This is a genomic window from Thiosulfatimonas sediminis (genome assembly GCF_011398355.1).
Taxonomy (GTDB): domain Bacteria; phylum Pseudomonadota; class Gammaproteobacteria; order Thiomicrospirales; family Thiomicrospiraceae; genus Thiomicrorhabdus; species Thiomicrorhabdus sediminis_A.
This window is the reverse complement of record NZ_AP021889.1, coordinates 2,196,636-2,219,491: the sequence shown is the minus strand read 5'-3', so window position 1 is coordinate 2,219,491 and position 22,856 is coordinate 2,196,636. Positions and strand designations below refer to the sequence as shown.

Here is a 22,856-nt window from a genome sequence, read left to right as displayed (position 1 = left end):
TGTTAAATGGGAGGTAATACGCTTATAAAAGTTTGTCTGCGGCGGCATGCAATGCCAGTTCGTAACCTTTAGCGCCTAAACCGGCGATAATCCCGTCAGCCAGATCCGAGAAATAGGAGTGGCTTCGAAACGGTTCTCGGCGGTGAATATTGGAAAGATGTACTTCAATAAATGGAATATCTACAGTGGCAAGTGCATCGCGAATGGCGACACTGGTGTGCGTGAAGGCAGCTGGATTGATAATAATATAATCGGTGCCGTCGTCCATTGCTTGATGAATACGCTCAACAATTTCATGTTCTGCATTGCTTTGGAAATCCCTTAAGCGAATGTTGTATTCATCGGCTAGGGCTTCAAGGTTCTCGATGACATCTGCCAAGGTTTGTCGCCCGTAAATTTGGGGTTCGCGACGACCAAGCATATTGAGGTTGGGACCGTTAAGTACCAAAATTGTTGCCATTACGTTAAACCTTTCTTGCCTATGGTGAAAATATTGTGTCGAGATTATAACTGATAGGCCGTATTTTCACTATCTATAGTGCGGGGAAAGTGAATAAATAGTTTGAAATAACAAGCCGCTATTTGTTTGAACTGCATTAAAAAGCCGCGTACTGTTATGAAGTGTCGTATGTTTGAGGGTTTATAGAGGACGGCACCACATCTATCGCCAATGTGGTGCCTTAAGACTGTTATCGCGTGAATGCGCGTTGAATGGTTTGACTAAAGTCGTCGGCATTTTTAAAACCAACTACGCGCTGCGCTTTGTGTTCTTGTCCATTCTCAAAAAACAGAATAGCGGGTGGGCCAATGATACCAAAGCGTTTCATTAGCGCTTTATCTAAGTCGTCGTTAGCCGTCACGTCGGCCTTAAGTAAGGTAACCCCTTCGAGCGCGCGTTGTACTTTTTGGTCACTAAACGTGAATTGCTCCATCTCTTTACAGCTGACGCACCAGTCTGCATAGAAGTCTAGCATCACCGGTTTGCCTTGCGCCAGAATGGCGTCTAAATCCGCGCTGCTTTTGATTTTTTCAAATGGCAACTTATCTGACTGAAGTTGTCCTCCCGCATTGCTGTTTTGGAATACTTTCAAAGGCTGTAAGGTGTCTTTAGAGCCAGCCAGCATTCCAATTAACAGAATGGCACCGTAAAGGAACATCATCAGCCCGAGCCCTTTGTACAGTTTGAACCAGCCGGATTTGTCGGCCGTGCTGTTGAAAGCGCCAAGATAAACCGCTGAGCTAATCAGTAATAGTGACCAAGCGAACATCGTCACTTCAGCCGGAAGAATGCGGCTGGCCATCCAGATGGCAACACCGATTAGCATTACACCAAACACCGCTTTCACTGCATCCATCCATGCGCCAGCGCGTGGCATGAGTTTGCCTGCTGAGGTGCCAAGCAGTAACAGCGGCATCCCCATCCCAATTGACATGGCAAAGAGTGCGACGCCGCCGAGAAGGGCATCACCTGTTTGGCCGATGTAAATCAGCGCGCCGGCCAATGGCGGAGCAACGCATGGCCCAACAATCAGGGCGGATAAGAAGCCCATAATCGCGACGCCGGTTAGGGTGCCGCCTTGTTGTTTATTGGACAGGGTGGCTAGTTTGGATTGCACCGAGCTAGGTAATTGCAGTTCATAAAAACCAAACATGGACAGTGCCAGCAGTAAAAACACGACGCTGAATGATCCGATAATCCACGGGTTTTGGAAAGCAGCTTGAAGGTTTTCACCAAATACGCCTGCTAGAACCCCGGCGACAGTATAAGTAATTGACATTGCCAGGACATAAACCAGTGACATGATAAACGCACGACGTGTAGTCAGTTGGTCGCCTTGGCCGACGATAATACTGGAAAGAATCGGTATCATCGGGAAGATGCAAGGGGTTAACGACAGCAAAAGTCCAAAAACAAAGAAAGTGAGTATCACAATCCAGACGCTGCTGTTTTTTAGGGTGTCGGCAATTAAATCGGTTTCGGAAAGTTGTTGTGTGCTGTTTTGTTCTGCACCAACAGTTGCCGTCGCGAGTTTGGGTAAGGCTGCGCCATTGTTGAAGGCCGCTGCGCTAATGGTAACGGTTTTACGGGTTGGAGGATAACAAACGCCAGAGGCTGCGGAGCATCCTTGGTATTCAATTTCAACCACGCTGTCTTGGCTGGTGTTGCGGATGGCTAGCGACGCCTGTAATAAGCCGTGATAAACCGCGGTTTTGCCAAATAACGGGTCGTCTATTTCTGTTGCTTTTGGTAGTTGTAAGGCGTCTATGTCGGCATCGCCTTGCGTGACTTTGACTTTAATTTTGTCGCGATAAAGATGGTAGTCCTCGGCAATTTGCCACTCAAGATTGAGCTGTTTGCCGTTTTGAACGCCACTAAATTTAAAGGCTTCATCTGCTTGTAAAAGCTCTGCTTGGCCACTGCCTTCGGCAAGAAAATTGTTGAGCGCTTGCAGTGAACTAAAAGCCGCTGGATTGCTTGTTGTTGCTGTGTTTTGGTTTGTAGGCAAGGCGATAGTGAATTTACGTTCTTGCGGCGGGTAGCAAACCCCTATTGAGGTCGCACAACCTTGATATTTAATCGTGATTTCACTGTTGGTCGCGGCACCTTGGTAGCCAATTTTAAGCATTGCGGAATGTGCGTAAACTTCGGTTTTACCAAATAAAGGGTCATCAATGCTTTTGGCGGGAGAGTATTGAATGGCATCTAGGGTGACTTGGCTGGCGCTGACAGAGATTTTGTCTTTATAGAGTTTGTAGTCGTCAGCGATTTTCCAGTTGATGTTGATTTTGCCATCAATGACCGTTGGGGTTTGCAGTGCAAACGCTTGGTCTATTTCAAGTAATTCGTCGGCATAAACCGGCGTAATTGCGTTTGCAATCAGGGCCCATAAGGTAAAGAACAGCACAAACGAGTTTTTAATTTTATGGTTAAATGCAACACCTAGTGACATAGCAATTTCTCTTTTTATGGCAAAAATGGCTTTAAAAATGATTCTTAAGCCATATATTGATAATTGAATGAGCGCATTTTATAACAATTCAATTGAAAATGAATCGGACTCTACGCAAGTGAGATTTATTTGCTGATAAGCTGATTTAATTTTTATGCCAAGTTATTGTTTTTGAATGGTAATTTAGGGTTTTATGACAGAGTCGGCTTTATGAAGATATTCTTACTGTTTTTTTTATTAATTCCGTTATTGGAGTTATATCTCTTAATTGAATTGGGTTCGGTAATCGGCGCTTTGCCAACCGTGCTTTGGGTTATCGGCACCGCCGTTGTTGGCGTTTATCTGATTCGTCGGCAGGGTATGGCAACCATGTTGCAAGCGCAGCAGGAGTTGCAAGAGGGTAAGCCGCCGCAACAGGCGGTTATCAATGGCGTTTTAATTTTTATTGGCGGTGTTTTACTGTTCATTCCCGGTTTAATTACCGATACATTGGGTGGTTTGTTATTGCTGGCGCCTTTACGTCATTCTTTGGTTGCGCAAGGTTTAAAGGGAATGCAAATGCGCGGTCGTTCTGCATATCGCCGTTCAGAAGAGAGTGTTATTGAAGGGGAGTGGACGGAAAAACCGGAAGCTCCACCGGAGCGTTTGCAGCAAGTGGATGCCAAGCGCCGCGATTGAATCTGAATCTATTGATTACCGACAAAGCGTGTCGGTAATCGGTATAAGGACCAAGCGTCCAAGAAGATGATGTTGTTTAGAGAGACTTCCTCTTTGCTTCTCTAGCGGTGTCTCTTTAGATTTCCAGAATCAGTTCGCCGTAGCCATCTTGATATGTTGGGTATTTAAATTCATAACCGCTTTGGCGAATGCGTTCGTTGCTTAAACGCTTATTGCTGCGTAATTGGCGCGAATTTTCACTCGGCTCTTTATGCTCTACCTCAGGAACGCTCAATTCTTCAGCCAACCACTCATATACTTCGCAAGAGGGGGTGGGTTTGTTGTCCACGCCGATATATAGGTTGTCAAGTTTATTGGAATCCTGCATATCGAGTGTCATTAAGTGTGTAAAGATGCCGGTACAGTCTGCAGAGTGGATGCGGTTGCTCCAGACGTTTTCCATGCAATGCGCTTTACCTTCTCGCACTAAGTCAATCAGGTGGGTACGTCCCGGGCCATAAATTCCGCCAAAACGGATTATGGTGGTGGGTATGCTGCTGTTATTACAAAGTTCTTCGCCTTCTAATAAGCGATTGGTTGAAAAACCGTGACCTTCGGTCGCCGAGGTTTCGTTTACCCATTCGCCATCGCTCTGCGCAAAGACCGAAGTGCTTGAGGTAAAGAAAAAACGTTTAATTTTTTGGTTTTGCAGAGCTTTAAGCATATTCCGTACACCGAGCACATAGGCTTGGTAATAGTCGTTGTCTTTGTACTTCGCTGCCGAGACGATGTAAAACACATAGTCAAGGGCATTGGGTAATTCACAGATCGGTGAAAATAGATTGCACTCGATTCCGGTGATTTCGTCGGGCAGAGCGTCAATATTGCGGCGAATGCCGAATACTTCGTGCCCTTGTTGTTTTAGTTGAATGCCCAGCTGGCAACCTAAGTCGCCACAGCCTGCAATTAATACTCGTGCCATAGTGCTCTCCATCAAGCTTTGCTGCTTAGTATGCACAAAAATTAACCGAGTAAAAAGGGCTATTTTTGTTAGGTCAAAAACTTTTTTTAATGCAATCTATTTTGTTTCGGTAAATAAAAAAAAGCGGCCTGAAGACCGCTTTTATACTGATGCTGCTAACTTGAAATTATTCTTCAAAGTTGTAACGAATCATCATCGTTGCACCCATTTGCGAGTGTTTGGTCACACTTTCGGATGGAATAATGGTGCCATTTTGTGAAGCGCCAGCGGCCAGTGCGGATGTATCAAAGCGACTGGTGACTTCCGGTGCATAGACCAATGCCCCTTCAATAATCGCGCGCTTGCTGATTGCCATGCCGCCACCCAAGGTGTAGTGGCTTTCAGTTGTCGCTGGGAAGAGGGTGTTGTTAAAGAAGTTGGCAACTGCGCCTGGGCCAGTTGTACCGTCTTGTTCGGCCACTGGGCTATCGCTATGATTGTAGCCAGCGGCTACCCAGTAGTCTTTGGCTTGGTATTTTGCGCCAAGCGCAAGTACGTCGCTATTTTGCCACCCAAAGTCTTGATAGCCTTTGGCTTCGCCAAACATTATGCGTTTTGCATCTGCGGTATAAGTCATTTTACCTGAGCTGTAAGCTGCGCCTATTTTCATTTCTGCCGGTTGTTCTAAGTGGTCGTGATCAATATTGAAACCGAATACGCCAAATGGTTGTGCTGCGGTGGTGATTTGGCCTTTGTATTCCATATCAACACTGGATGTATAGGATGCAGCAACAGTAAAGTTTTCGGCCAAATCGTAATAGGTACCAATCGCGTAACCAAATCCAAGGCCTTGAGCGAGGCCGTAACCGATTGCTTCATCACGGCTTGGGTCCGCGCTGGATGCTGCAAATGGATATTGGTAGTTAATGTCGAGTGCGCCATATTGGATTAAAGGTGAGAAGCCAATCCCGCCTTTTTCGTTATGGAACGCTAAGGTTGGTGCAAAGCGCAGAACTTGAAGTGCGGTTTGTCCATTGAATAAACCGTCTACGCTTTTGTAATCCGCGCCGAGACCTGAGGTACCAAACATACCGATTCCGTAGACCATGTTCTCATTGATACGGCTACTGAATGCGGCAGATGGAATGACAAATAAATTTGCATCCGATGACGAACGGGTTTCATTAACTTGGTCGATATCGGTAAAGTGGTTGGTGCTCACGTCCGGCGAGAAAATCGTTCCACCAAAAATCAATTCAGTGCCTTTTGATTTACCAATCATTGCTGGATTGGCTAGCATATTTTCAGCGCCAAAATAGGCCGCGACGCCTGTTCCGCCCATGGCGTTAGATTTTGCGCCAATACCAATCATGTTGGTGCCGTTAGTGGCCATTGCGGTTGTAGCAAATGCAGCGGTTGATAGAGCCAATGCTAGTTTTGTTTTTCTCATTATGCTTCACTCTTTTGTTGTTATGTTAGGGGGGGAGTAAAAACCACTTCCCTCAAATCAAGGCTTACTATGCAAGCTTTAAGAGTGTTTTAATAATTAAAAAAAATTAAATGGCTATCAGTTTGATTGATTGTTACTTGTGATATTTATATAAGGTTTTGCTAATTATTTGATAGGTGCTAAAAGTATATTTTTTTGTATTGAATATGCTGTTTTAACCGTTGTTTTTTCTGTGGTTAGTTGTCGCGCTGTTAAATCTAAGAGAATGTGTGTATTGGCTTAGTAATTAGTCTTATCTAATTTAAATATTTTATTATTTAATAAATTATTGGCTTTTACTGCGTTTTATTGCGTATTTTTGTGGTGATTCTGCGCCTGTAGGGGGTAGGGTGGCAGAGTAAGCCTGAGTAACTTCAGGTGAGTGTGTGGTTCCGTAATCGCTCGCTTATGTATGCGTATCTTCTTTAGCCATAAAAAAAGCCGCTGCATTGCTACAGCGGCTTATCGCTTAAACGGTTAAGAAATCAATCTTAGAAGTTCATGCGTAGAGAGATGGTGTAACCCAGTTGAGAGTGGATTGTTGTATGCGTGGTAGCGTCAGCAGGAAATCCACTTGGGTTTGTTTGGGTTGCTTGTGCTTGCAAGAAATCAGAAACAACACCCGTGTTGACGGTTTTCGTTACTTCACCAGCATAAACAACTGCAAAATCAAGAGCCATGGATTTGCTTAAGTTATAGCCGCCGCCAAGTGTAAAGTGTTTTTCAACAATCCCTGGAAAGAAATGATTGTTGAATAAGTCAGTTGCTTGAGCGGCATAGCCTGGTAAGCCAGTTGTCGCATTCATGCCAACTACATTGATTGGATCTGATGCGTAGTTAAAACCAGCGCCTAACCAGTAATCTTTACCAGAATATTTAGCGCCTAGTCCGTATACGTTTTGATCTTCCCATTGGAAGTCTTTATAGCCGTCCGCATCAGACCATTTGATTTGTTTGGCATCTGCTGTGAACATCCAGTTATTCATTGTGTAAGCAGCACCGATCTTGATTTCAGCAGGCTGTTCTAATTTATCCGAAAGCATTGGAAGATTGGCTCCATCAAAACCTAAACCTGCACCCGCTACGGAAATTTGTCCGTCGTATTCCATGCTAATCGGTGATTGATAAGCTAACGCGATTGTAAACTCTGGTGTGACATCGACATAGGTACCAATGTTAAAACCAAAGCCTAGGTCGGTTGACATTCCATTGCCTTGAGAACCATTTGCAGCATTGCCATCAGTATCATAGTTGATGTCTAGCGCGCCATATTGAATAACCGGTGAAAAGCCGAAACCAAAATTGTCTTCGTTATAAGCAAGTGTCGGAGCAAATTTCATTAGTTGTAAGTTGCTGTAACCGTCGAACAAACCTGGGTTGCCACGGTAGTCAACCCCCATACCTGCTGAACCAAACATGCCCAAACCAAACGTTAGGCTTTCGTTGATACGAGTGGACATGGCGACTTCAGGAATAATATTAAGGTCATTATCGCTTTTTGCAGACGCTGGTTGACCGGTAACGGTAGTGTTGGCTGTAACATCTGGCATAAATACGGTGCCGCCAATTGTAAACTCTGTACCTTTAGATTTAGCAAGCAGTGCCGGGTTGGTTAGAGCGTTTTCAGCACCGAAGAAAGCAGCAGTACCAGTACCGCCTAATGCGCGTGATTGAGCGCCTAGACCAATCAGGACGTCACCATTGGTTGCTAAAACTGGAGTTGAAACCATTGCCGTTGCGGCGATTGCTAATGCTAGTTTTGTCTTTCTCATATTGCTCTCTTTTTTATTTTTACAGAGGTTATTTATTTTTTTCTACTCTTTAGAAAAAGCCCATCTGTTTGCACTGACTGAATTCGGAGTATTGGCACTATCCAGTTAAGGCTGTACAGAACAAGTTCAAAATATTTCAGATTAACCAATACAGGTTTCTGTCTGTATTTTCGCAAGTTCCAGGCTGGGCTTTTTGTGTTCGTTGGTTAATATGCCGTAATTTTTGACCGATGAGTAATTAAATTTATTTACAAGCAGATTAATATATTCTGATGCTTTAATCTAAGTGTTTGATTGTTAAATGTAAAAACCTGTCAATTGAAGCGCTATTAGGACAAAAGTAGTAAAAATAAATGAGAGTAAATAATTTTTAATGCGAATTTATTGTCTTTAGTTCATTGAAAATACTAGTGCTACGTAAAAGTTGTTATATCGATAGCTTGGTTAAGACGGGCGGGTTTTTTATGGTTTTGCTTTTACAGATTCGTCTGATAAGCAGTTTGTCGTTTTTTTGTGCGATTAGTAAGCCGGTTGAGCTGAAGAAGAGGGGTAACAATCAAGACAATTCAGTATTGCTGAATGCTCACGTATGATGAGTGGGATGGGCGGTGTACTGAAAAGGGGGCGGTTAGTCATATCCAAAATAACATATCTAAAAAAACCCCGCTGTAGCGGGGTTTTTTGATATGAGCTAGGTGCCGCGATTAGAATTCGCCGCGAGAACCTTTGTCCATCATCATCCAAATGGTGTCACGAACTGCCATGGTTTTTTCTTTTAGTTCAGAAGGCATTTTTTTGCCCATCTTAACCATCATGTCCATGTTCATGGTGTATAGGTATAAGCCATCAGCTTGTTCAACAATGGTTACACGACATGGAAGCATTGCGCCCATCGCTGGAGAGAAGTCAAGCATGTCGCGTGCAGTATCTGGGTTACAGAAAGACATAACGTGAATTACACCAGACTCGCGTCCACGTGCTTTTAGTTCTTCAGAAAGCGGTAGTTCGCCAACGTTTTTAATGTTACGGGCAATCCCTACTGCATTAATTGCATCGATAACGTCGTCCAGCGAAACGCCTTCAGCGACTTTCTTTTCCCAGACAACCGCTTGGCCAATGTCGCCTTCAGATTCTACCCAACGGTCCCAAATTTCGTTAAATGTACCCCAAGCGCCTTCTTCTAGGTTGGTTGCCGCATTCATTGTCCCACAACCAGAAAGTGTGGCTAGACCAGCTGTTAGAATGGCTGCTTTAAATAGGTTCGCTAATTTCATATCTCGATATCTCCATCGGTTTTTAAAGGTCTGTTTGATGTCTCTCAAACTTTTCACACAGCTAGATTAATGGTTCGTAACTTAATTGCAAACCAATTTTTTTGGGGAGTTGATAATATTCTTTTATTAAAACTTCATAATAAACTGATTAATAGTTTATTTACTCTCGCTGCAAAGTGTGAAGTTTAAGGCGCGTAATATTTCGTTAAGTTTTTGATTTCTCGTTTCTTTTACTCGGTGCATGTGCCATTCATGATGGACGGGATAGTGACGTCGATAAGTCTCAAAATGCGTTGGATCAGAGCGAATCGCTTGGTCGTCATTTTGAATCAAATGCGTGTTTTGGAGTATGGCGAGAAGGCTGGATTGCCATTCTTGTGCTTCGCTCAATTCAATTATGGCTGGTTTTTCAGGTAGGTTCTGTTGCCAGTCTTGTTGTTGTGGTTGTTGCCAAAAGTGACATAAATCAGCATATACCATTGTGCTGCCAGCCAGTTTTGCTTCAAACGAATGTCCGGCGATGTGCGGACTGATTAAGAAAGATTGGGCGGCCAAGTCTGGGTTAATATGGGGTTCGTTTTCCCAGCAGTCAATAATTTTGGCAGCCAAAACGGTGTCGATTAAAGCCGCTTCGTCGATAATCCCACCACGTGCAGCATTTACAATAATCTGTTCAGGTTTAAGTGTGGCAAGTTTGGCGCGGTCAAGCAGATGGTAGGTTTTATCTGCGCCATCAAATGTCAGTGGTGTATGCACTGATATAATGTCTGCCTGTAGTGTTTCATTAAGATGGCTAAACGCTTGTGTGCCTTCGGCGCGCGCGCGCGGAGGGTCATTAAGTAGGCAGCGCATTCCCAAGGCTTGTGCTTTTTGTTGTAAGCATTTACCGACGTGTCCAACGCCAATAATTCCTAAGCTTTTGCTGCTTAAATCAAAGCCTTGTTTTTCGGCCAAGAGTAATAGAGCATGCAGCACAAATTCCGCCACTGAATTGGCATTACAGCCTTGCGCGGAATAAAATTGGCGCTTGGTTTCGCTAAGGTAGGCTTGGTCAATGTGGTCTAAACCGACCACCGTGCTGCCAATGTATTGAGCGTTTGAGTTTGCCAGAAGCGCTTGGTTGACTTGTGTGCGGGAGCGCACGATCAGTGCATCGCAGGTTTCTACGGCTTGGGCGTCAATGTCGCGTCCCGGCAGGCTGATGACGTTGCCCAAATGCCCAAAAATGGCTTTGGCGTAGGGAACGGCGTCATCAATAATTAATTTACGTTGAACTGTTTGTGACATCGGCTTTGTCTCGGCATAATGGTTTTCGTTATTGTACTGGTTGAATGCTGGGGACGCACTAGGCAGACGCAGAACAAGTCCCGATTGACGTCAGCACGGGGTTGCAAAAGCATTTTGATGCTAGGTTGTTTCATCATCACCTTGGTGATGTTGTTCCAGATTTTAATAAAGGAGCTAAGGTGCTTAATAACAGAAAGTCTGAACTTATCGTTGGCCCAAGTGGGGATTTGGAAGTTGAATTTATTCAGCATCCATACTACACGGCTGACTCAGTGCATGATCTGGTGATTATCAGTCATCCGCACCCGTTGTATGGCGGCACGATGGATAACAAGGTTGTGAGTACCTTATTTAAGGTGTATCAAGAGCTGGGTTTTTCGGTGGTTCGCTATAATTTTCGTGGGGTTGGTCAGAGCCAAGGATTGCATGATTATGCATTAGGCGAGCTGGAAGATTTATTGACGGTTTCAGTATGGGCACTTAATCAACTGACGCATGCGCGTTTGCATTTAGCCGGTTTTTCGTTTGGTAGTTATATCGCCTTGAAAGCGTCGCCGCAACTTAAGCCAATTAGTTTGTTGACGGTGGCTCCGCCGATTGGTCTATATGATTTTTCGCCAAAAGCGTTGGGTGCGTTGGATAAAGACACTCTTTGGACGCTTATACAAGGCGGGCAGGATGAAATTATTGATAGCAGTAAGGTTTTAGAGTGGGCAAGAAGTTTACCGAAGAAACCAGATTTGTATTGGCGTGAACAGGCATCCCATTTTTTTCATGGTGAGTTGGTTTGGCTAAAGCGCGCTGTGGGCTTGGCTTATCGATAGCTTTGGGTGGAGATGGGAAATTATAAATAAGTATTTTCTAATATTGTAGTTGCTTGGCGTGAACTTATCGCTATAATATTAGAATTTTCTTATGTCTTAATAAGCTTGTCTTGCTCTGTTGTTGTCGCTAATGTATGCCGACCAGTGTGCAAAGATAGACAAATGTATTAGTTAAGAAGGATGGGTGACCATCCTTTTTCCGTTTTAATGTGGCATAAAACATTTATACGGGCCTATAAAGAACGATGAAAACCAGTTTACTTCACAAAAATCTTGGAGATTGTAATGTTTAACGCAAAACCGCTCTTTCATGTCGGTGGTCTGGCTTTTGCCCTGGCCCTGGCAATTCCTTTGGCCGCACAGGCGCAAACGTATACGTTTGCTGAAGCGGTCCGCATCGCAATCAGTGCCAACCCGGAAATGGATGTCGCTAAAGCGCGTTTAATGCAGGCTCAATCTGCATTGGGTAAAGCAAATGCCAGTGAAATGCCACAAATTAACTTTTCGGTGACCGGTTCTTACTCGAATAACGCCTTAAATGTGTTCGGCATGAAACTGCAACAGCGTCAGGCAACGGTGGGTGATTTTGGTATCGCTGAACCAGGTGCTCAGTCAGCAACAGGCTTAAATACCGGCTACGAGCCAGGTGCTTTAAATAACCCCGGCCCACATTCGGATGTTAATACGCGTATTGAAGTGCTGTATCCGGTGTACAACGGCGGTAAGGTAGCTAGCTATCAAAAACAAGCGCGTGAAATGATTGATGCCGCCGGCAACGGGGAAGTGGCTGTTGAGCAATATCTGACTTTCGGTGTGTACCAAGCATTTGAAGCGGTGCACGCTGCGCGCTCTTTTATCACGGTTGCTGAACAAGCCAAGAAAACCGCGCAAGAATTTGTACGCACCACAGAAAACTTGGTGCGCCAAGGGGTGGTGGTGCGCTCTGAGTTGCTGAGTGCTAAGGTTAATGCTTCTGCTGCGGATGTCGCTTTAGCGCAAGCAAAAGGTCAAGAGCAGATTGCGCTTGATGGTTTACGTATTTTGATGGGTTTGCAATCGACTGACGCAGTTGATGTTGCTGAACGTTTGGATATTCGTTTACCGGATGGTGACTTGGCGTCTATTTTGGCGCACGCTATTGATAAAAATCCACAGCTTGCCGCACAACGTAAGCAAGCGACGTCTTCACTGTATGCGGTAGACGCGGCACGTGCTGATGAAAAGCCAAGCTTTAATGTTATGGCTCGTCAAGATTGGAATGATGAGAGCATCGGTTTAGAGAGTTCTAGTTATACCTTGGCAGGGGTGTTTTCTTGGAAAGTCAGTGATTTCGGTTTGACTGAAAATACCATCAAAATGGCACAAGCCGAAGCGCAGCAAAAGCAAGCTGAAACCGCTTCGATGGAAAACAAGGTGAAGTTTGAGATTATGCAAGCTTGGCATCGTTTACAGGTGGCGCGCGAGCAGGTCACGTCCAGTAAATTAACGGTTGAACAGGCGGTTGAAGCGCAGTTTTTGGTTACCAAGCGTTATGAAAATGGGGTGGCGACCTTTACCGAGTTAATGGCTTCGCAAACGCAGTTGGATAAGGCGCGTGCTGATTTGGTCGCGGCGGAGTTTGAAGTGAATGTCCAGAAAGCAAAACTTCGTTTGGCTGCGGGCAGTATGGATGTTAAACAGCTTTAATAAGAAATTTCTCGTTTAGAAAAGGAATACAACGTAATGAAACAAGTAAATAAAGTCCTGGCAATTGCGCTTTTATCGGCAATGGGCTTGAGCGGCTGTCAGCAAGAAGCACCGGTTGCACCGCAATCTCAGCAGCAGACTCTCCAGGCGCAAATATTAAGCGTTGAATTGGGCACGGTTCCTCTTACTGCGGTCGTGCCTGGTGCGGTGGTACCCGATCAAAAAGCGCGGATTGCTTCGCGTTTAATGGGCTACATCAAAGGCTTGGATGTTAAGGTTGGCGATAAAGTAAGTCGCGGCAGCTTATTGTTTAGCATTGATTCAACCGATATCAAAAGTCAGATTGCACAAGCCCAGTCAGCTTATGCGCAAGCGGAAGCGGGATTAAAAGATGCGAAGTTGGATTACGATCGTTTTAGCCAGTTGTATAAAGAAGATTCGGTCTCTAAGCAGCAGTTTGACAAAATTCGTTTACAGTATTCGGTTGCGCAAGAGAACCTTGCCGCGGCTAAGTCCGGTTTAAATCAGGCTAAATCGCAGTTGGATTATGCCAATGTACGCGCTCCTTTTAGTGGGGTTATTGTTGAAAAACTTTCAACCGCCGGTGATTTAGCGGCGCCAGGTAATCCGGTTGTGGTCATTGAGAACTTGACCTCTTTGAGCGTTCAAACACAGGTTGCCGGCGAGCTTTACGCTGTATTACGTAATGGTGATGAGGCTATGGTGTTGATTGACGGACAAGACGAGCCCATGGTTGGAACCATCTACACGATGGTGAGTGCCGCAGATCCAAAGTCGCGTACTCATACGGTTAAGTTGAGTTTGCCTGCGGTCACGAATATTAATTCGGGAACGTTTGCACGCGTTAGCTTTAAGCGCGGCGAGCGTCAAGCGATGATGGTGCCGAAATCCGCGATTGTTGAGCGTGCCGGTATTGAGGGCGTGTTTGTGGTGCAAGACGGTAGAGCGATGTTTAACATGGTGCGCACTGGAATTAGCATTGGGGATAGTATTGAAATTCAATCCGGTTTGAATTTGGGTGAGCAAGTTGTGGTGACCAATAACCAGAGCATGCTTAATGGCGATTTTGTTGAAATTGTTTCTTCAGCCGCGCAAGCAGCAGAGTAATAGGGAGTTTGTATGGCTGAAAATGCAAACCAAAATGCAGTGGATAAAACCGAGCTGAACATCGCCGGTAAAATTGCCAAGGCGTTTATTCATTCCAAAATTACGATGATGATCGTTATTGCCATTACCTTGGCAGGTATTTTGGCTTACACGATTACTCCGCGTGAATATAACCCGCAAATCGTTGTTCCAGCAGCGAACATTATTGTTCCGAAAGGTGGGGCAACGCCGCAAGAAGTGGAAAACATGGTGGTCAAACCGTTAGAGACCATTATGAGTGCTTTGCCGGGGGTGGATCACACCTTTGGTTATGCTGCGAATGATTTTGGCGTAGTTACCGTGCAGTTTGAGGTTGGACAGAACCAAGTGGATAGTTTGGTTAAGGTGTACAACCAAATTATGCAGAACATGGATAAGATGCCGCCGGATACTCAGCAGCCGTTAATCAAGCCAATTAATGTCGATGATGTGCCGATTATGACTTTGGCCGTCACCTCTTCTGAGTTGTCCGGTTACGATCTTCGCGATATCTCGTTGAAGCTGGTTGAAAATATTCGTAACTTGCCAGGTGTTTCTTTTACTGAGGTTGTTGGCGGTAAAGAACGTGCCATTAATGTCTGGTTGGATGCGCAGAAAATCGCGTTAACGGGCTTGTCTTTGGACACGATCAGCGAGATGTTGTTGGGCTCTAACGTTTCGGTTCCGGTTGGCTCTTTGGTCAATAACAACCAAGACCGTTTGGTTCGAGTGAACGGTTATTTAGGTAACGCGCAAGATGTCGGCAATATCATTATTGGGGCCGACATGGGGCGCCCGATTTATTTACGTGATATTGCGCGTATTGAAGATGGTCCAAAAGAGTCGGATGCCTATTCGCGTATCGGTTTCGGTCCAAACTCAACCTATGCGGCTGATGGCGCGCAGGCTGCGGTAACCATTACCATTGCCAAGAAGCCGGGTACAAACGCGGTTCAAGTTGCCAATGGTGTACTGGAGCAGTTGGCTGAACTGAAAAAAGCGGTTATTCCACATAATGTTGATATTGTTGTGACCCGTAACGATGGTGAAAAAGCCAACGCTGCGGTGAATCTTCTGATGGAGCATTTAGGGATTGCCGTTGGTTCGGTCATCATTATTTTGGTGCTGTTCTTGGGTTGGCGTGAAGCGGGGATTGTGACTTTAACCGTGCCGTTAATTCTGTTTGTGGTGTTGTTTATCGGAATGCTTGCCGACCAGACGATTAACCGTATCACCCTGTTTGCTTTGATTCTTTCGTTGGGTCTGTTGGTGGATGCAGCCATTGTGGTTATCGAGAATATTCACCGGCATATTCACAATGGCTTTGACCCTGAAAAGTTCGATGAAGTGTTGATTAAAGCGACGAACGAAATCGGTAATCCGACCAATGTCGCCACCATTGCGGTTATTTTGGCATTTATACCGATGCTGTTTGTAACGGGGATGATGGGGCCGTTTATGGCGCCGATTCCGTTTAATGTTCCGGTCGCCATGATTGCGTCTTTATTGATTGCGTATTTGCTGGTGCCTTATGCGGCTTACCGTTTCTTGGGTAAAAAAGCCATTAAAGAGATGCAAGCGCGCGAAAGCACTGAAGCGCATCATCCGCACCAAGAAGATTGGATGCAAAAGCTGTACGTCAAGACGATTGTACCTTTGATTGAGAGCCGTACTAAGCGTAACGTGTTCCTGTTTGCGGTATTGCTTTCATTGATTGCGGCTATGTTGCAGCCTGCGCTGCAGTTTATTCGAGAGGATGGCATGAATAATCCGCTGCATCCGGCGGGTGTTGAGGTCAAAATGCTCCCGTACGATAACACCAGTACTTTCTTGGTTCAGGTGGATATGCCAGAAGGCACAGCGGTTGAGGCAACCGATCGCGTGGTGCGCTATGTGGAAAATATGCTGTCAAAAACCTCTTACGTCACTGACTATAGTGTGTTTCTCGGTAAGCCAGCTCCGATTGATTTCGCGGCACTGGTTCGCGGTGATTTGATTAAAGAGGGTTCTAATTTTGCGCAAATTCGAGTCAATTTGGTTAAAAAGGGAATGCGTTCAGTTTCGTCTCACGAGATTGTGCAGAACTTTAATCTGGATTTGAACTCACTGCGTAAAGTGTTTCCTGACGCAAATATCAAACTTTACGAAACTCCACCTGGGCCACCAGTGACGACACAAATCATGGCGGAACTGTATGGTCCTGACTACGATAAGTTGCGTGCGGCCTCGAAAGAAGTCAGCGCGAAATTTGAGCAAATTTACGGTCTTATTAATATTGACGATTCGGTGACTGGTGATTCGCTAACCTATGAAATCAATATCGATCGTGAACAAGCCAATTTGTTGGGCGTGGCGCCAGCGCAAGTCAGCAAAATGCTGCGTGACTACATCAACGGCTTTGAACTGGGGTATATGCACTTGGATAACGTGCGTGAGCCGGTAGATATATTAGTGCGTTTGCCGCGTTCTGAGCGTACCGTGCCTGAGCAGTTATTGTCATTGCGTGTGCAGTCGCGTGCTGGTGCAGCGGTGCCACTGTCTGCCTTGGCGGATATTGTTGAAGTGCCTCGTGCCAAACCAATATTGTCACGCGATCAACACAGTATGGTGATGATTGGCGGTGAGCTTCTGCAGTCTAGCCCAGTCTATGCAATTCTATCGCTGGATAAGATGTTGGATAAAGTGGCCTTGCCAGAATCTGGAGTAACTTTCCAAACCGCGAACCTAGGATTTGTTGCGGCGGATCCGAAAGATGTGATGGATTATACTTTGCTATGGGGCGGCGAAATGCGCCTAACATTGGATGTTTTCCGTGACATGGGCTCGGCGTTTATTGTGGCACTGATTTTTATCTATCTGATTCTGGTCGGTTATTACAAGTCGTTTATGATGCCGGTGATAGTCATGGGAGCGATTCCGTTGACCATGATTGGGGTTTTCCCTGGGCATTGGTTAACCGAGCAAGCCTTTACGGCAACCTCGATGATTGGGGTCATTGCGCTCGCGGGTATTGTGGTGCGTAATTCGTTGCTGCTGATTGATTTTATTCTTGAATATCGTGCCGAAGGGCAGCCTTTGAAAGAAGCGGTCATTCAAGCTGGTAAAGTGCGTTTCCGTCCGATCTTGTTGACCGCGTTGGCCATTATTTTCGGTTCGATGATTATGATTACCGATCCGGTGTTTGGTGGTTTGGCTGTTGCCCTGATTTTCGGTACCATTTCGTCGACCGTATTAACTCTGTTGGTCATTCCGTTGATGTATTACATCTGGCAGTGGCACGGTGGCGTTAAACAGCAAGAGGCTTTGCAGAAGGCACAAGCCAATAGTTAAGCTTAACAACTGTTCTAAACAGTAAATCAAAAACGCCTCGAAGCCATTTTGGCATCGGGGCGTTTTTGTTTATTGGATGGGCAGCGATCTTATACGTTTACTGAGTTTGTCATTACAGGGTAAATTTTTAATGAAATTTATCGGTAGTTAAGTTTTTGTTATTAGTGTTGTGCGCATCCTTGCGTATACTGGCAAAGTAAATTTATATACAAAATTTGACTTTATTGCTTAGGAGAAAACGATGAGAAAAATCATGACGACGGCGCTATTGTCGATTAGCGTGCTAGCGAGTTCTTTTTCGGTTTTTGCTGCTGAACCTTTAGTAGTGAATGTGGCGCGTCTCTCTTTGGATATGGCGAATAAAGCGGCGATGGCAACGATTGAAGCGTGTCGTGAAAAAGGCATTCCAGTGAGTGTTACGGTGGTGGATCGTAATGGTATTGTGCAGGCTCAGTTGCGTGACACCATTGCTCCGCCAGTATCGCTGGGTATTAGCCAAAAAAAGGCCTATACCGCGGTGATGTTCAATGTTAAAGGGTCGCAATTAAGCGATCGTGCGAAGAGCCCTTTACAAACAATGGGTGAAGGCTTGGCGTTTATGGCGGGTTCTACCCCGATTCAGGCTGGAGGTAAGCTTTATGGTGCAGTTGGGGTTAGTGGCGCTCCAGATGGTATGGATGATGAGGCTTGTGCATTGAAAGGAATTGCTACGATTTTAGAAGATTTGGAGATGATGTAACTGCACTTTTATCTCGCTATGTAAGTACTCTTTACAGAGTATAGAAAATTTAATACGCCTGAGTCTTTCTAATCGATAAAAAAGCGTTAGAATCACTTCTACAGGTAAAAAAACTCACTTGTATCGTGAGTGTTAGTATTTTTCTTAAGAGTGAAAAGGAATGAATATGCTAGAAAATCAAATTGTAAATACCCTTAAGGCAAAGCGTCGTCAAAAATTGGCATCGCAAAAAGGCGCTTCAATGATGGAATATGCGCTGATTATTGCAGGTATCGCAGTTGTTGCCGCCATTTTATTTGGAACAGGCGGTGAAGGCGATACTGGTGGGGTTGTCGGTGAAGCGATCACGAATAAAGTGAATCAAGCGGTAGGCAACACCACAGAATAATCCTGTAATTGATATCGGACATTTCTCATAATGTACAAGTGTTTGAAAAAACAGAATGGGGCAGTGATGTTAGAGACTGCCTATGTGCTACCCCTTTTATTAGGGGTAGTGCTGTTTATTATTGAAACACTGTCGTATGCCATGAACAGTCTAATCGTCAACGATGTTTTGACCGATGTGCATCTGGCCATTGTTGACGAAGTTCGAGAAATTTCTGCTATGGATAATGCATCTGGTTTTGTTAGTGACTTTGGCGTTTACTGTGATGCCGGCTCGGTTAAATTAAACGTCGGCGCCAGTGAAGCTGTAAAAGCATTGGTGTTAAATTCCTTGGAGATCAAAGGCGTTGAGCTTTTGGAAACCGATCCAGGCGCAGTTAACATCACGAATGAAACCGATTCTCAATTTGGGTTTGACCATTACGTAATCAAATTTAACGGCACTGCGAATACCTTGACCTTGCCGACTTTTTTAAATGAATACCTTCCGATGAATGTCGATACAGTCATTAGTATCAAAGCAAGTTGCCAATCATCGGCGCCTTAAATGTTTAATCTGTTATTTTTTACAGCGGTCTAAAAGTAACAGCTTAGCCATTTTTTTCTGCTTACAGCTAAAGTTGAACGTTCTATGAAAATTTCACGAAGTGATTGGCTTCTCTACTCGATTGCGGCGCTCTCCGCGTTGGCTGTTGTTGCCCTTGTCTATAGTTTTATTGAAAAACGCGTAGCGGATGCACAAAAAGACATTCCTGTTAAAACCGTCACCGTTGTTGAAAAGCCGGTGCTTGCGCCAGTGCTGATTGCGTCTCGCGATTTATTTCGCGGTGAAAAAATCGAACCGGATGATGTCAAGGTGTTGATGATTGCTAAAGAAGGCATTCAGATTAAAGGCATCTACGAAAAGCCACAACAAGCGATTGGCCAAATTGTCCGCCAAGATATGTATGCTGGTGAGTGGCTATTTGCGAAAAAGTTCACGGATAAATTAGATGACGCTCCTTTGGAACAAGTTGAAGGGATTACCTCTTTGATTGAACCGGGAATGCGTGCCATGCGCATTCCTGTCTCGCCGGAGTCGGGTTTACTGGGGATTCTAAAACCAGGTGATCACGTTGATATCGCCAGTGTTTTTAACAGCGCGAACGGCGATCGTCAAATTAGTCGCGTGATTCTGCAAAATATTGAAGTCCTTTCTATAGGCCAAGAGAGTCGTTTTAAACCAAAAACAGAAATCAGTGAGATGGAACAGTCCGGCACCAAAAAAGATGAAACGGCCGTAAAGCGCTCAATGGTCGCATTGCATCTGACGGTGCAGCAAGCCGAAAAATTGGCTTTGGCGATGAGTGTTGGTAGTTTAAATCTGTTACTGCGTAATGCTGCGGATATTGAAATTAAAGAAAGTGACGGAGTGAATGTGCGAGTGATTGAAAGTGATCAGCAAAAACGCGTGGTCCGTTCCGATAAAGGGCAGCGTCAAACCGTTCAGCTCTTACAGGGCGGTGAAGTTCAAGAGGTGAAAGTGCCATGATTAAACAACGCTTGCTCGCCGCGCTATTTTCTACAAGTCTAATCTCGTTGCCGGTTGCTACGGCGTTTCATGCGTCTGAGGCTTATGCGCAAGCAGAAGCGAAAGAAGTGTATACCCTGACCAAGGCAGAATCGAAACTGGTTGATTTTAAAAAGACCATTAAGCGTGCAATGGTCGCTAATCCTGAAACCGCAACCTTAAAAGTGATTAGTGGTAGCGAATTACTGGTTACCGGGAATGCAATTGGTCATACCGAACTGTTTATTAACTTTCGTGAAAACCCGAATAAAACGTACCGCTATCTTTTGAAAGTTGAGAAAAATCCGCAGCAACAAGTGATGATTGAAAACACGATTCGCGATTTGCTGCAAAAACTCAACCCTGCTGGTACGGTAAGTTTTGAAGTGCGCTCTATCTGGGTCGATGAGAAAAGCAATATTCAACGCCAGATTGATGAGGTGGGTAATCAAATTGATGACGGCAAATCGTTAACCAATAGCGCTCGTCAAGATCAAGAAGTGTTGCAAACGGGGGAATCCGTTGGCCAGTCGAGAATTTCGCCACAGGCCGGTAACTTAATGGTGGTTTTGAGTGGTTCTGTGCCCAATGATGCGCAGAAGAAGCGTATTCAGTCGGTGATTTCCACGCTGGGTGTGAGCGTGTTGAATATGATTGATATTAGCGGGCCGCAAGAGGTGAAGTTGCAGGTGCGCGTGGCCGAAGTGGTTAAAGGTAATCCATTTAAAAGCGGTGCGCTTTTTGGCAGTGGTAATACCCATTCCGGTATTTTTCCTCCTGGTTCGGACGGAGGGAACTATATCCTTAACACGTTGGCCGGTATTTCCAGTTTAACCGCCCCTTTGTCAGGCCAAGCGTTTCAGATTGGGGTTAATACCTCCGGTAACGGAATGTTTGGTATTTTGTCGGTGCTAGAGGGGAATAATTTGGCGCGGATTTTGGCGCGTCCTGAATTAACCGTGCAGTCTGGTGAAACCGCCGAATTTTTGGTTGGTGGCGAAGTGCCGATTCCGGTATCGCAAAATGATAATTCCGTTACGGTTCGCTATAAAGAGTTTGGGGTGCGTTTACGCTTTAGTCCGTTAATTACCGAAAGTGGTGAAATTAAATTAACCGTCGCGCCGGAAATTTCGAATATTGATGAAAGCGCTGGTTCGGCCAGTGGGGGTGTTATTCAACCGGGCTTTCGCTCTCGTCGTGCCAAAACCACCGTCACCTTAGCGGCCGGTCAAAGTTTTGTGATTGGCGGTTTGATTCAAGACTCTTTTGAAAACTCGATTTCTAAAGTCCCATTTTTGGGTGATATTCCGATTTTAGGGGCATTGTTCCGTTCAACCTCTTTTAACAAGGATCAAACTGAGCTTGCCATTGTTGTTACCCCAACCTTTGTTGAGCCAATTGCCCAAGGAGTTGATATTCAGCTGCCTGGTGAAAACTTGGTTGCGCCGTCTTACAGTGATGCATTTTGGTTCGGTAAAATTTCTGCAACTTTACCGGAGGGGCAGAAAGCATTGCCAGAGTTAACGAATAAAATCGGCTTGGAGAAACCATAATGGATAATACCGTTAACTTACATCAGGCGTTATATGTTGGCTCTGACCGTGATTTGCTTGAAGCGGTGTCGATTTCGATTCGCTCAAAATATTCGCTGGAGTTGATGGTCGAAGTGCCAAAAATTTGGCCAGAAGACACGAGCTTAGTGTTAATTGAGTACGACGGTGACAGTAAAACCGTAATTAACCGCATCAACCAGATTCTGACTTTGGCGCAAGGGGTGGCGGTTTTTGTTTTGCTGAAAGAGAAAGATGCCGATTTCTTAATTGAGGCATCGCATCAAGGTGTGCAAGGTTTTATTGAGTGTCCGGATGAAGTTTTTAATATTTTGTCGATTCTGCATATGCAAGATCGCCGACGTATCGGTAAAAACGGAAATGTCTCAGCGTTTTTTAGTCTAAAAGGCGGAGTGGGGCGTACCGCATTGGCCACCAATGTGGCCGCGCATATTGCCGATTTAACGCATGGTCGTTCGGTTCTTGTTGATTTGAATATGCCGCTTGGTGACACAGTTCTGTATCTGAATATGGAAAACCAGCGTCTCTATACGATTACGGATTTTATTTACAATATAAACCGTTTTGACGAAGACTTAATTTATAACTCATTAAGTCGCCATGATTCGGGGCTGTATCTATTGTCTTTACCGAGTGATATTGGTGAGTTAGATGGGCTGAATGCAGAGTTGATTAAAACGGTGATTCAATCTTTGCGTCGTTATTTTGACCATGTGGTCATCGATTTGTCGTCTGATTTATCAGATGCAACCCTGAGTTGTTTGGATGAGGCGGATAATGTGGTGCTAATTGCCGAGCCGTCACTCTCCTCTTTACGGGCGGTCAACACAGCGATTCAGTTGTCGCAAAAATTGGGGTATGTAAAAGAGTCTTTGAAATTGGTGGTGAACCGCAGTACGCCAAATAGCGATGTGGTATTGGATGATGTGATTGACTCTTTGGAAATTGATACAGTAATCCGCGTTTCTAATGATTATCACGGTTTTAATGAATCTCTCAAAGAAGGGCAGTTGTTGTCGCGCTTTAAGCCAGATGCGATTGTTAATCGCCAACTGTTTTCCTTGGCTCATATGTTACATAACGGTGTCTTAAAAACCGATGAGTTGATTATTCCAAGTTTTCGCAAAGAAGTTAAGCCGAGTATTATGGAGCAATTCAACCAATTTTTAAGCCATTTGTTGACACCAAAACGCAACAGTAATCCAGAAAAATAAGCGCTTTTAAATTGCGTTT

General features: G+C 44.9%; 18 protein-coding genes. 11 read left to right on the top strand and 7 right to left on the bottom strand.

The genetic code is table 11. The annotated features are described in order from the left end of the window. Window positions 1-22 precede the first annotated feature (22 nt). Window positions 23-460, bottom strand: a complete 438-nt coding sequence (gene aroQ / locus HRR27_RS10375; protein WP_173273538.1) for a type II 3-dehydroquinate dehydratase — start codon at window positions 458-460, stop codon at window positions 23-25. A gap of 229 nt (window positions 461-689) precedes the next feature. After that, the gene (dsbD, locus tag HRR27_RS10370) at window positions 690-2,951 is read right to left on the bottom strand and encodes a protein-disulfide reductase DsbD (RefSeq protein WP_173273536.1); all 2,262 of its coding nucleotides are present in this window, start codon (window positions 2,949-2,951) and stop codon (window positions 690-692) included. Between the two features lie 210 nt (window positions 2,952-3,161). Between dsbD and HRR27_RS10365 the strand changes: the two genes are divergently transcribed. Then, the gene (locus HRR27_RS10365; RefSeq protein ID WP_173273534.1) at window positions 3,162-3,629 is read left to right on the top strand and encodes an FxsA family protein; all 468 of its coding nucleotides are present in this window, start codon (window positions 3,162-3,164) and stop codon (window positions 3,627-3,629) included. 115 nt (window positions 3,630-3,744) lie between these two features. On the opposite strand, the gene HRR27_RS10360 is transcribed toward HRR27_RS10365, so the two are convergent. From HRR27_RS10360 to HRR27_RS10340, 5 genes are all read right to left on the bottom strand, one after another. Further along, window positions 3,745-4,590, bottom strand: a complete 846-nt coding sequence (locus HRR27_RS10360; RefSeq protein WP_173273532.1) for an NAD-dependent epimerase/dehydratase family protein — start codon at window positions 4,588-4,590, stop codon at window positions 3,745-3,747. 166 nt (window positions 4,591-4,756) lie between these two features. Continuing rightward, window positions 4,757-6,019: an OmpP1/FadL family transporter gene (locus tag HRR27_RS10355; protein ID WP_173273530.1), complete on the bottom strand. Its 1,263-nt coding sequence runs from the start codon at window positions 6,017-6,019 to the stop codon at window positions 4,757-4,759. Window positions 6,020-6,549: 530 nt separating this feature from the next. Then, a complete protein-coding gene (locus tag HRR27_RS10350) occupies window positions 6,550-7,830 on the bottom strand; it encodes an OmpP1/FadL family transporter (RefSeq protein WP_173273528.1) in 1,281 nt (426 codons plus the stop codon). A 704-nt stretch (window positions 7,831-8,534) separates the two neighbouring features. Then, a complete protein-coding gene (locus HRR27_RS10345) occupies window positions 8,535-9,104 on the bottom strand; it encodes a DUF302 domain-containing protein (protein ID WP_173273526.1) in 570 nt (189 codons plus the stop codon). 156 nt (window positions 9,105-9,260) lie between these two features. Beyond that, window positions 9,261-10,391 (bottom strand): 4-phosphoerythronate dehydrogenase, encoded by a 1,131-nt coding sequence (locus tag HRR27_RS10340; protein WP_173273524.1) that lies wholly within the window; start codon window positions 10,389-10,391, stop codon window positions 9,261-9,263. A gap of 179 nt (window positions 10,392-10,570) precedes the next feature. On the opposite strand from HRR27_RS10340, the gene HRR27_RS10335 reads away from it, so the two are divergent. The 10 genes from HRR27_RS10335 (at window position 10,571) to HRR27_RS10290 (ending at window position 22,837) form a co-directional block, all read left to right on the top strand. Beyond that, entirely contained in the window at window positions 10,571-11,215 is a 645-nt protein-coding gene (locus tag HRR27_RS10335) for an alpha/beta hydrolase (protein ID WP_173273522.1), read from the top strand. Between the two features lie 285 nt (window positions 11,216-11,500). Further along, complete coding sequence (locus tag HRR27_RS10330; protein ID WP_173273520.1) at window positions 11,501-12,901, top strand: TolC family protein; 1,401 nt, start codon at window positions 11,501-11,503, stop codon at window positions 12,899-12,901. A gap of 36 nt (window positions 12,902-12,937) precedes the next feature. Next, window positions 12,938-14,029 carry an efflux RND transporter periplasmic adaptor subunit gene (locus tag HRR27_RS10325; RefSeq protein WP_173273518.1) on the top strand — a complete coding sequence of 364 codons (1,092 nt, stop codon included), beginning with the start codon at window positions 12,938-12,940 and terminating at the stop codon, window positions 14,027-14,029. 12 nt (window positions 14,030-14,041) lie between these two features. Beyond that, a complete protein-coding gene (locus HRR27_RS10320) occupies window positions 14,042-17,377 on the top strand; it encodes an efflux RND transporter permease subunit (protein WP_173273516.1) in 3,336 nt (1,111 codons plus the stop codon). Between the two features lie 241 nt (window positions 17,378-17,618). Continuing rightward, window positions 17,619-18,116, top strand: coding sequence for a GlcG/HbpS family heme-binding protein (locus HRR27_RS10315; protein ID WP_173273515.1), 498 nt, complete (start codon window positions 17,619-17,621; stop codon window positions 18,114-18,116). Between the two features lie 166 nt (window positions 18,117-18,282). Continuing rightward, the gene (locus HRR27_RS10310; RefSeq protein WP_173273513.1) at window positions 18,283-18,504 is read left to right on the top strand and encodes a hypothetical protein; all 222 of its coding nucleotides are present in this window, start codon (window positions 18,283-18,285) and stop codon (window positions 18,502-18,504) included. 66 nt (window positions 18,505-18,570) lie between these two features. Then, window positions 18,571-19,050, top strand: a complete 480-nt coding sequence (locus HRR27_RS10305; RefSeq protein WP_173273511.1) for a hypothetical protein — start codon at window positions 18,571-18,573, stop codon at window positions 19,048-19,050. An 84-nt stretch (window positions 19,051-19,134) separates the two neighbouring features. Continuing rightward, window positions 19,135-20,034 (top strand): Flp pilus assembly protein CpaB, encoded by a 900-nt coding sequence (cpaB, locus tag HRR27_RS10300; RefSeq protein ID WP_173273509.1) that lies wholly within the window; start codon window positions 19,135-19,137, stop codon window positions 20,032-20,034. Then, a complete protein-coding gene (locus HRR27_RS10295) occupies window positions 20,031-21,605 on the top strand; it encodes a type II and III secretion system protein family protein (protein ID WP_173273507.1) in 1,575 nt (524 codons plus the stop codon). Before cpaB ends, HRR27_RS10295 begins: the two co-directional genes overlap by 4 nt. Then, window positions 21,605-22,837 carry a CpaE/TadZ family protein gene (locus tag HRR27_RS10290; RefSeq protein ID WP_173273505.1) on the top strand — a complete coding sequence of 411 codons (1,233 nt, stop codon included), beginning with the start codon at window positions 21,605-21,607 and terminating at the stop codon, window positions 22,835-22,837. The genes HRR27_RS10295 and HRR27_RS10290 overlap by 1 nt, the downstream gene beginning before the upstream one ends. Window positions 22,838-22,856: the final 19 nt, after the last annotated feature.

Coding starts and splice junctions, on each gene's coding strand:
- HRR27_RS10315 (WP_173273515.1), top strand. CDS start 17,619: ATGAGAAAAATCATGACGACGGCGCTATTGTCGATTAGCGTGCTAGCG.
- HRR27_RS10350 (WP_173273528.1), bottom strand. CDS start 7,830: ATGAGAAAGACAAAACTAGCATTAGCAATCGCCGCAACGGCAATGGTT.
- HRR27_RS10320 (WP_173273516.1), top strand. CDS start 14,042: ATGGCTGAAAATGCAAACCAAAATGCAGTGGATAAAACCGAGCTGAAC.
- HRR27_RS10340 (WP_173273524.1), bottom strand. CDS start 10,391: ATGTCACAAACAGTTCAACGTAAATTAATTATTGATGACGCCGTTCCC.
- HRR27_RS10355 (WP_173273530.1), bottom strand. CDS start 6,019: ATGAGAAAAACAAAACTAGCATTGGCTCTATCAACCGCTGCATTTGCT.
- HRR27_RS10290 (WP_173273505.1), top strand. CDS start 21,605: ATGGATAATACCGTTAACTTACATCAGGCGTTATATGTTGGCTCTGAC.
- HRR27_RS10310 (WP_173273513.1), top strand. CDS start 18,283: ATGCTAGAAAATCAAATTGTAAATACCCTTAAGGCAAAGCGTCGTCAA.
- cpaB (WP_173273509.1), top strand. CDS start 19,135: ATGAAAATTTCACGAAGTGATTGGCTTCTCTACTCGATTGCGGCGCTC.
- HRR27_RS10295 (WP_173273507.1), top strand. CDS start 20,031: ATGATTAAACAACGCTTGCTCGCCGCGCTATTTTCTACAAGTCTAATC.
- HRR27_RS10325 (WP_173273518.1), top strand. CDS start 12,938: ATGAAACAAGTAAATAAAGTCCTGGCAATTGCGCTTTTATCGGCAATG.
- HRR27_RS10360 (WP_173273532.1), bottom strand. CDS start 4,590: ATGGCACGAGTATTAATTGCAGGCTGTGGCGACTTAGGTTGCCAGCTG.
- HRR27_RS10330 (WP_173273520.1), top strand. CDS start 11,501: ATGTTTAACGCAAAACCGCTCTTTCATGTCGGTGGTCTGGCTTTTGCC.
- dsbD (WP_173273536.1), bottom strand. CDS start 2,951: ATGTCACTAGGTGTTGCATTTAACCATAAAATTAAAAACTCGTTTGTG.
- HRR27_RS10305 (WP_173273511.1), top strand. CDS start 18,571: ATGTTAGAGACTGCCTATGTGCTACCCCTTTTATTAGGGGTAGTGCTG.
- HRR27_RS10345 (WP_173273526.1), bottom strand. CDS start 9,104: ATGAAATTAGCGAACCTATTTAAAGCAGCCATTCTAACAGCTGGTCTA.
- aroQ (WP_173273538.1), bottom strand. CDS start 460: ATGGCAACAATTTTGGTACTTAACGGTCCCAACCTCAATATGCTTGGT.
- HRR27_RS10365 (WP_173273534.1), top strand. CDS start 3,162: ATGAAGATATTCTTACTGTTTTTTTTATTAATTCCGTTATTGGAGTTA.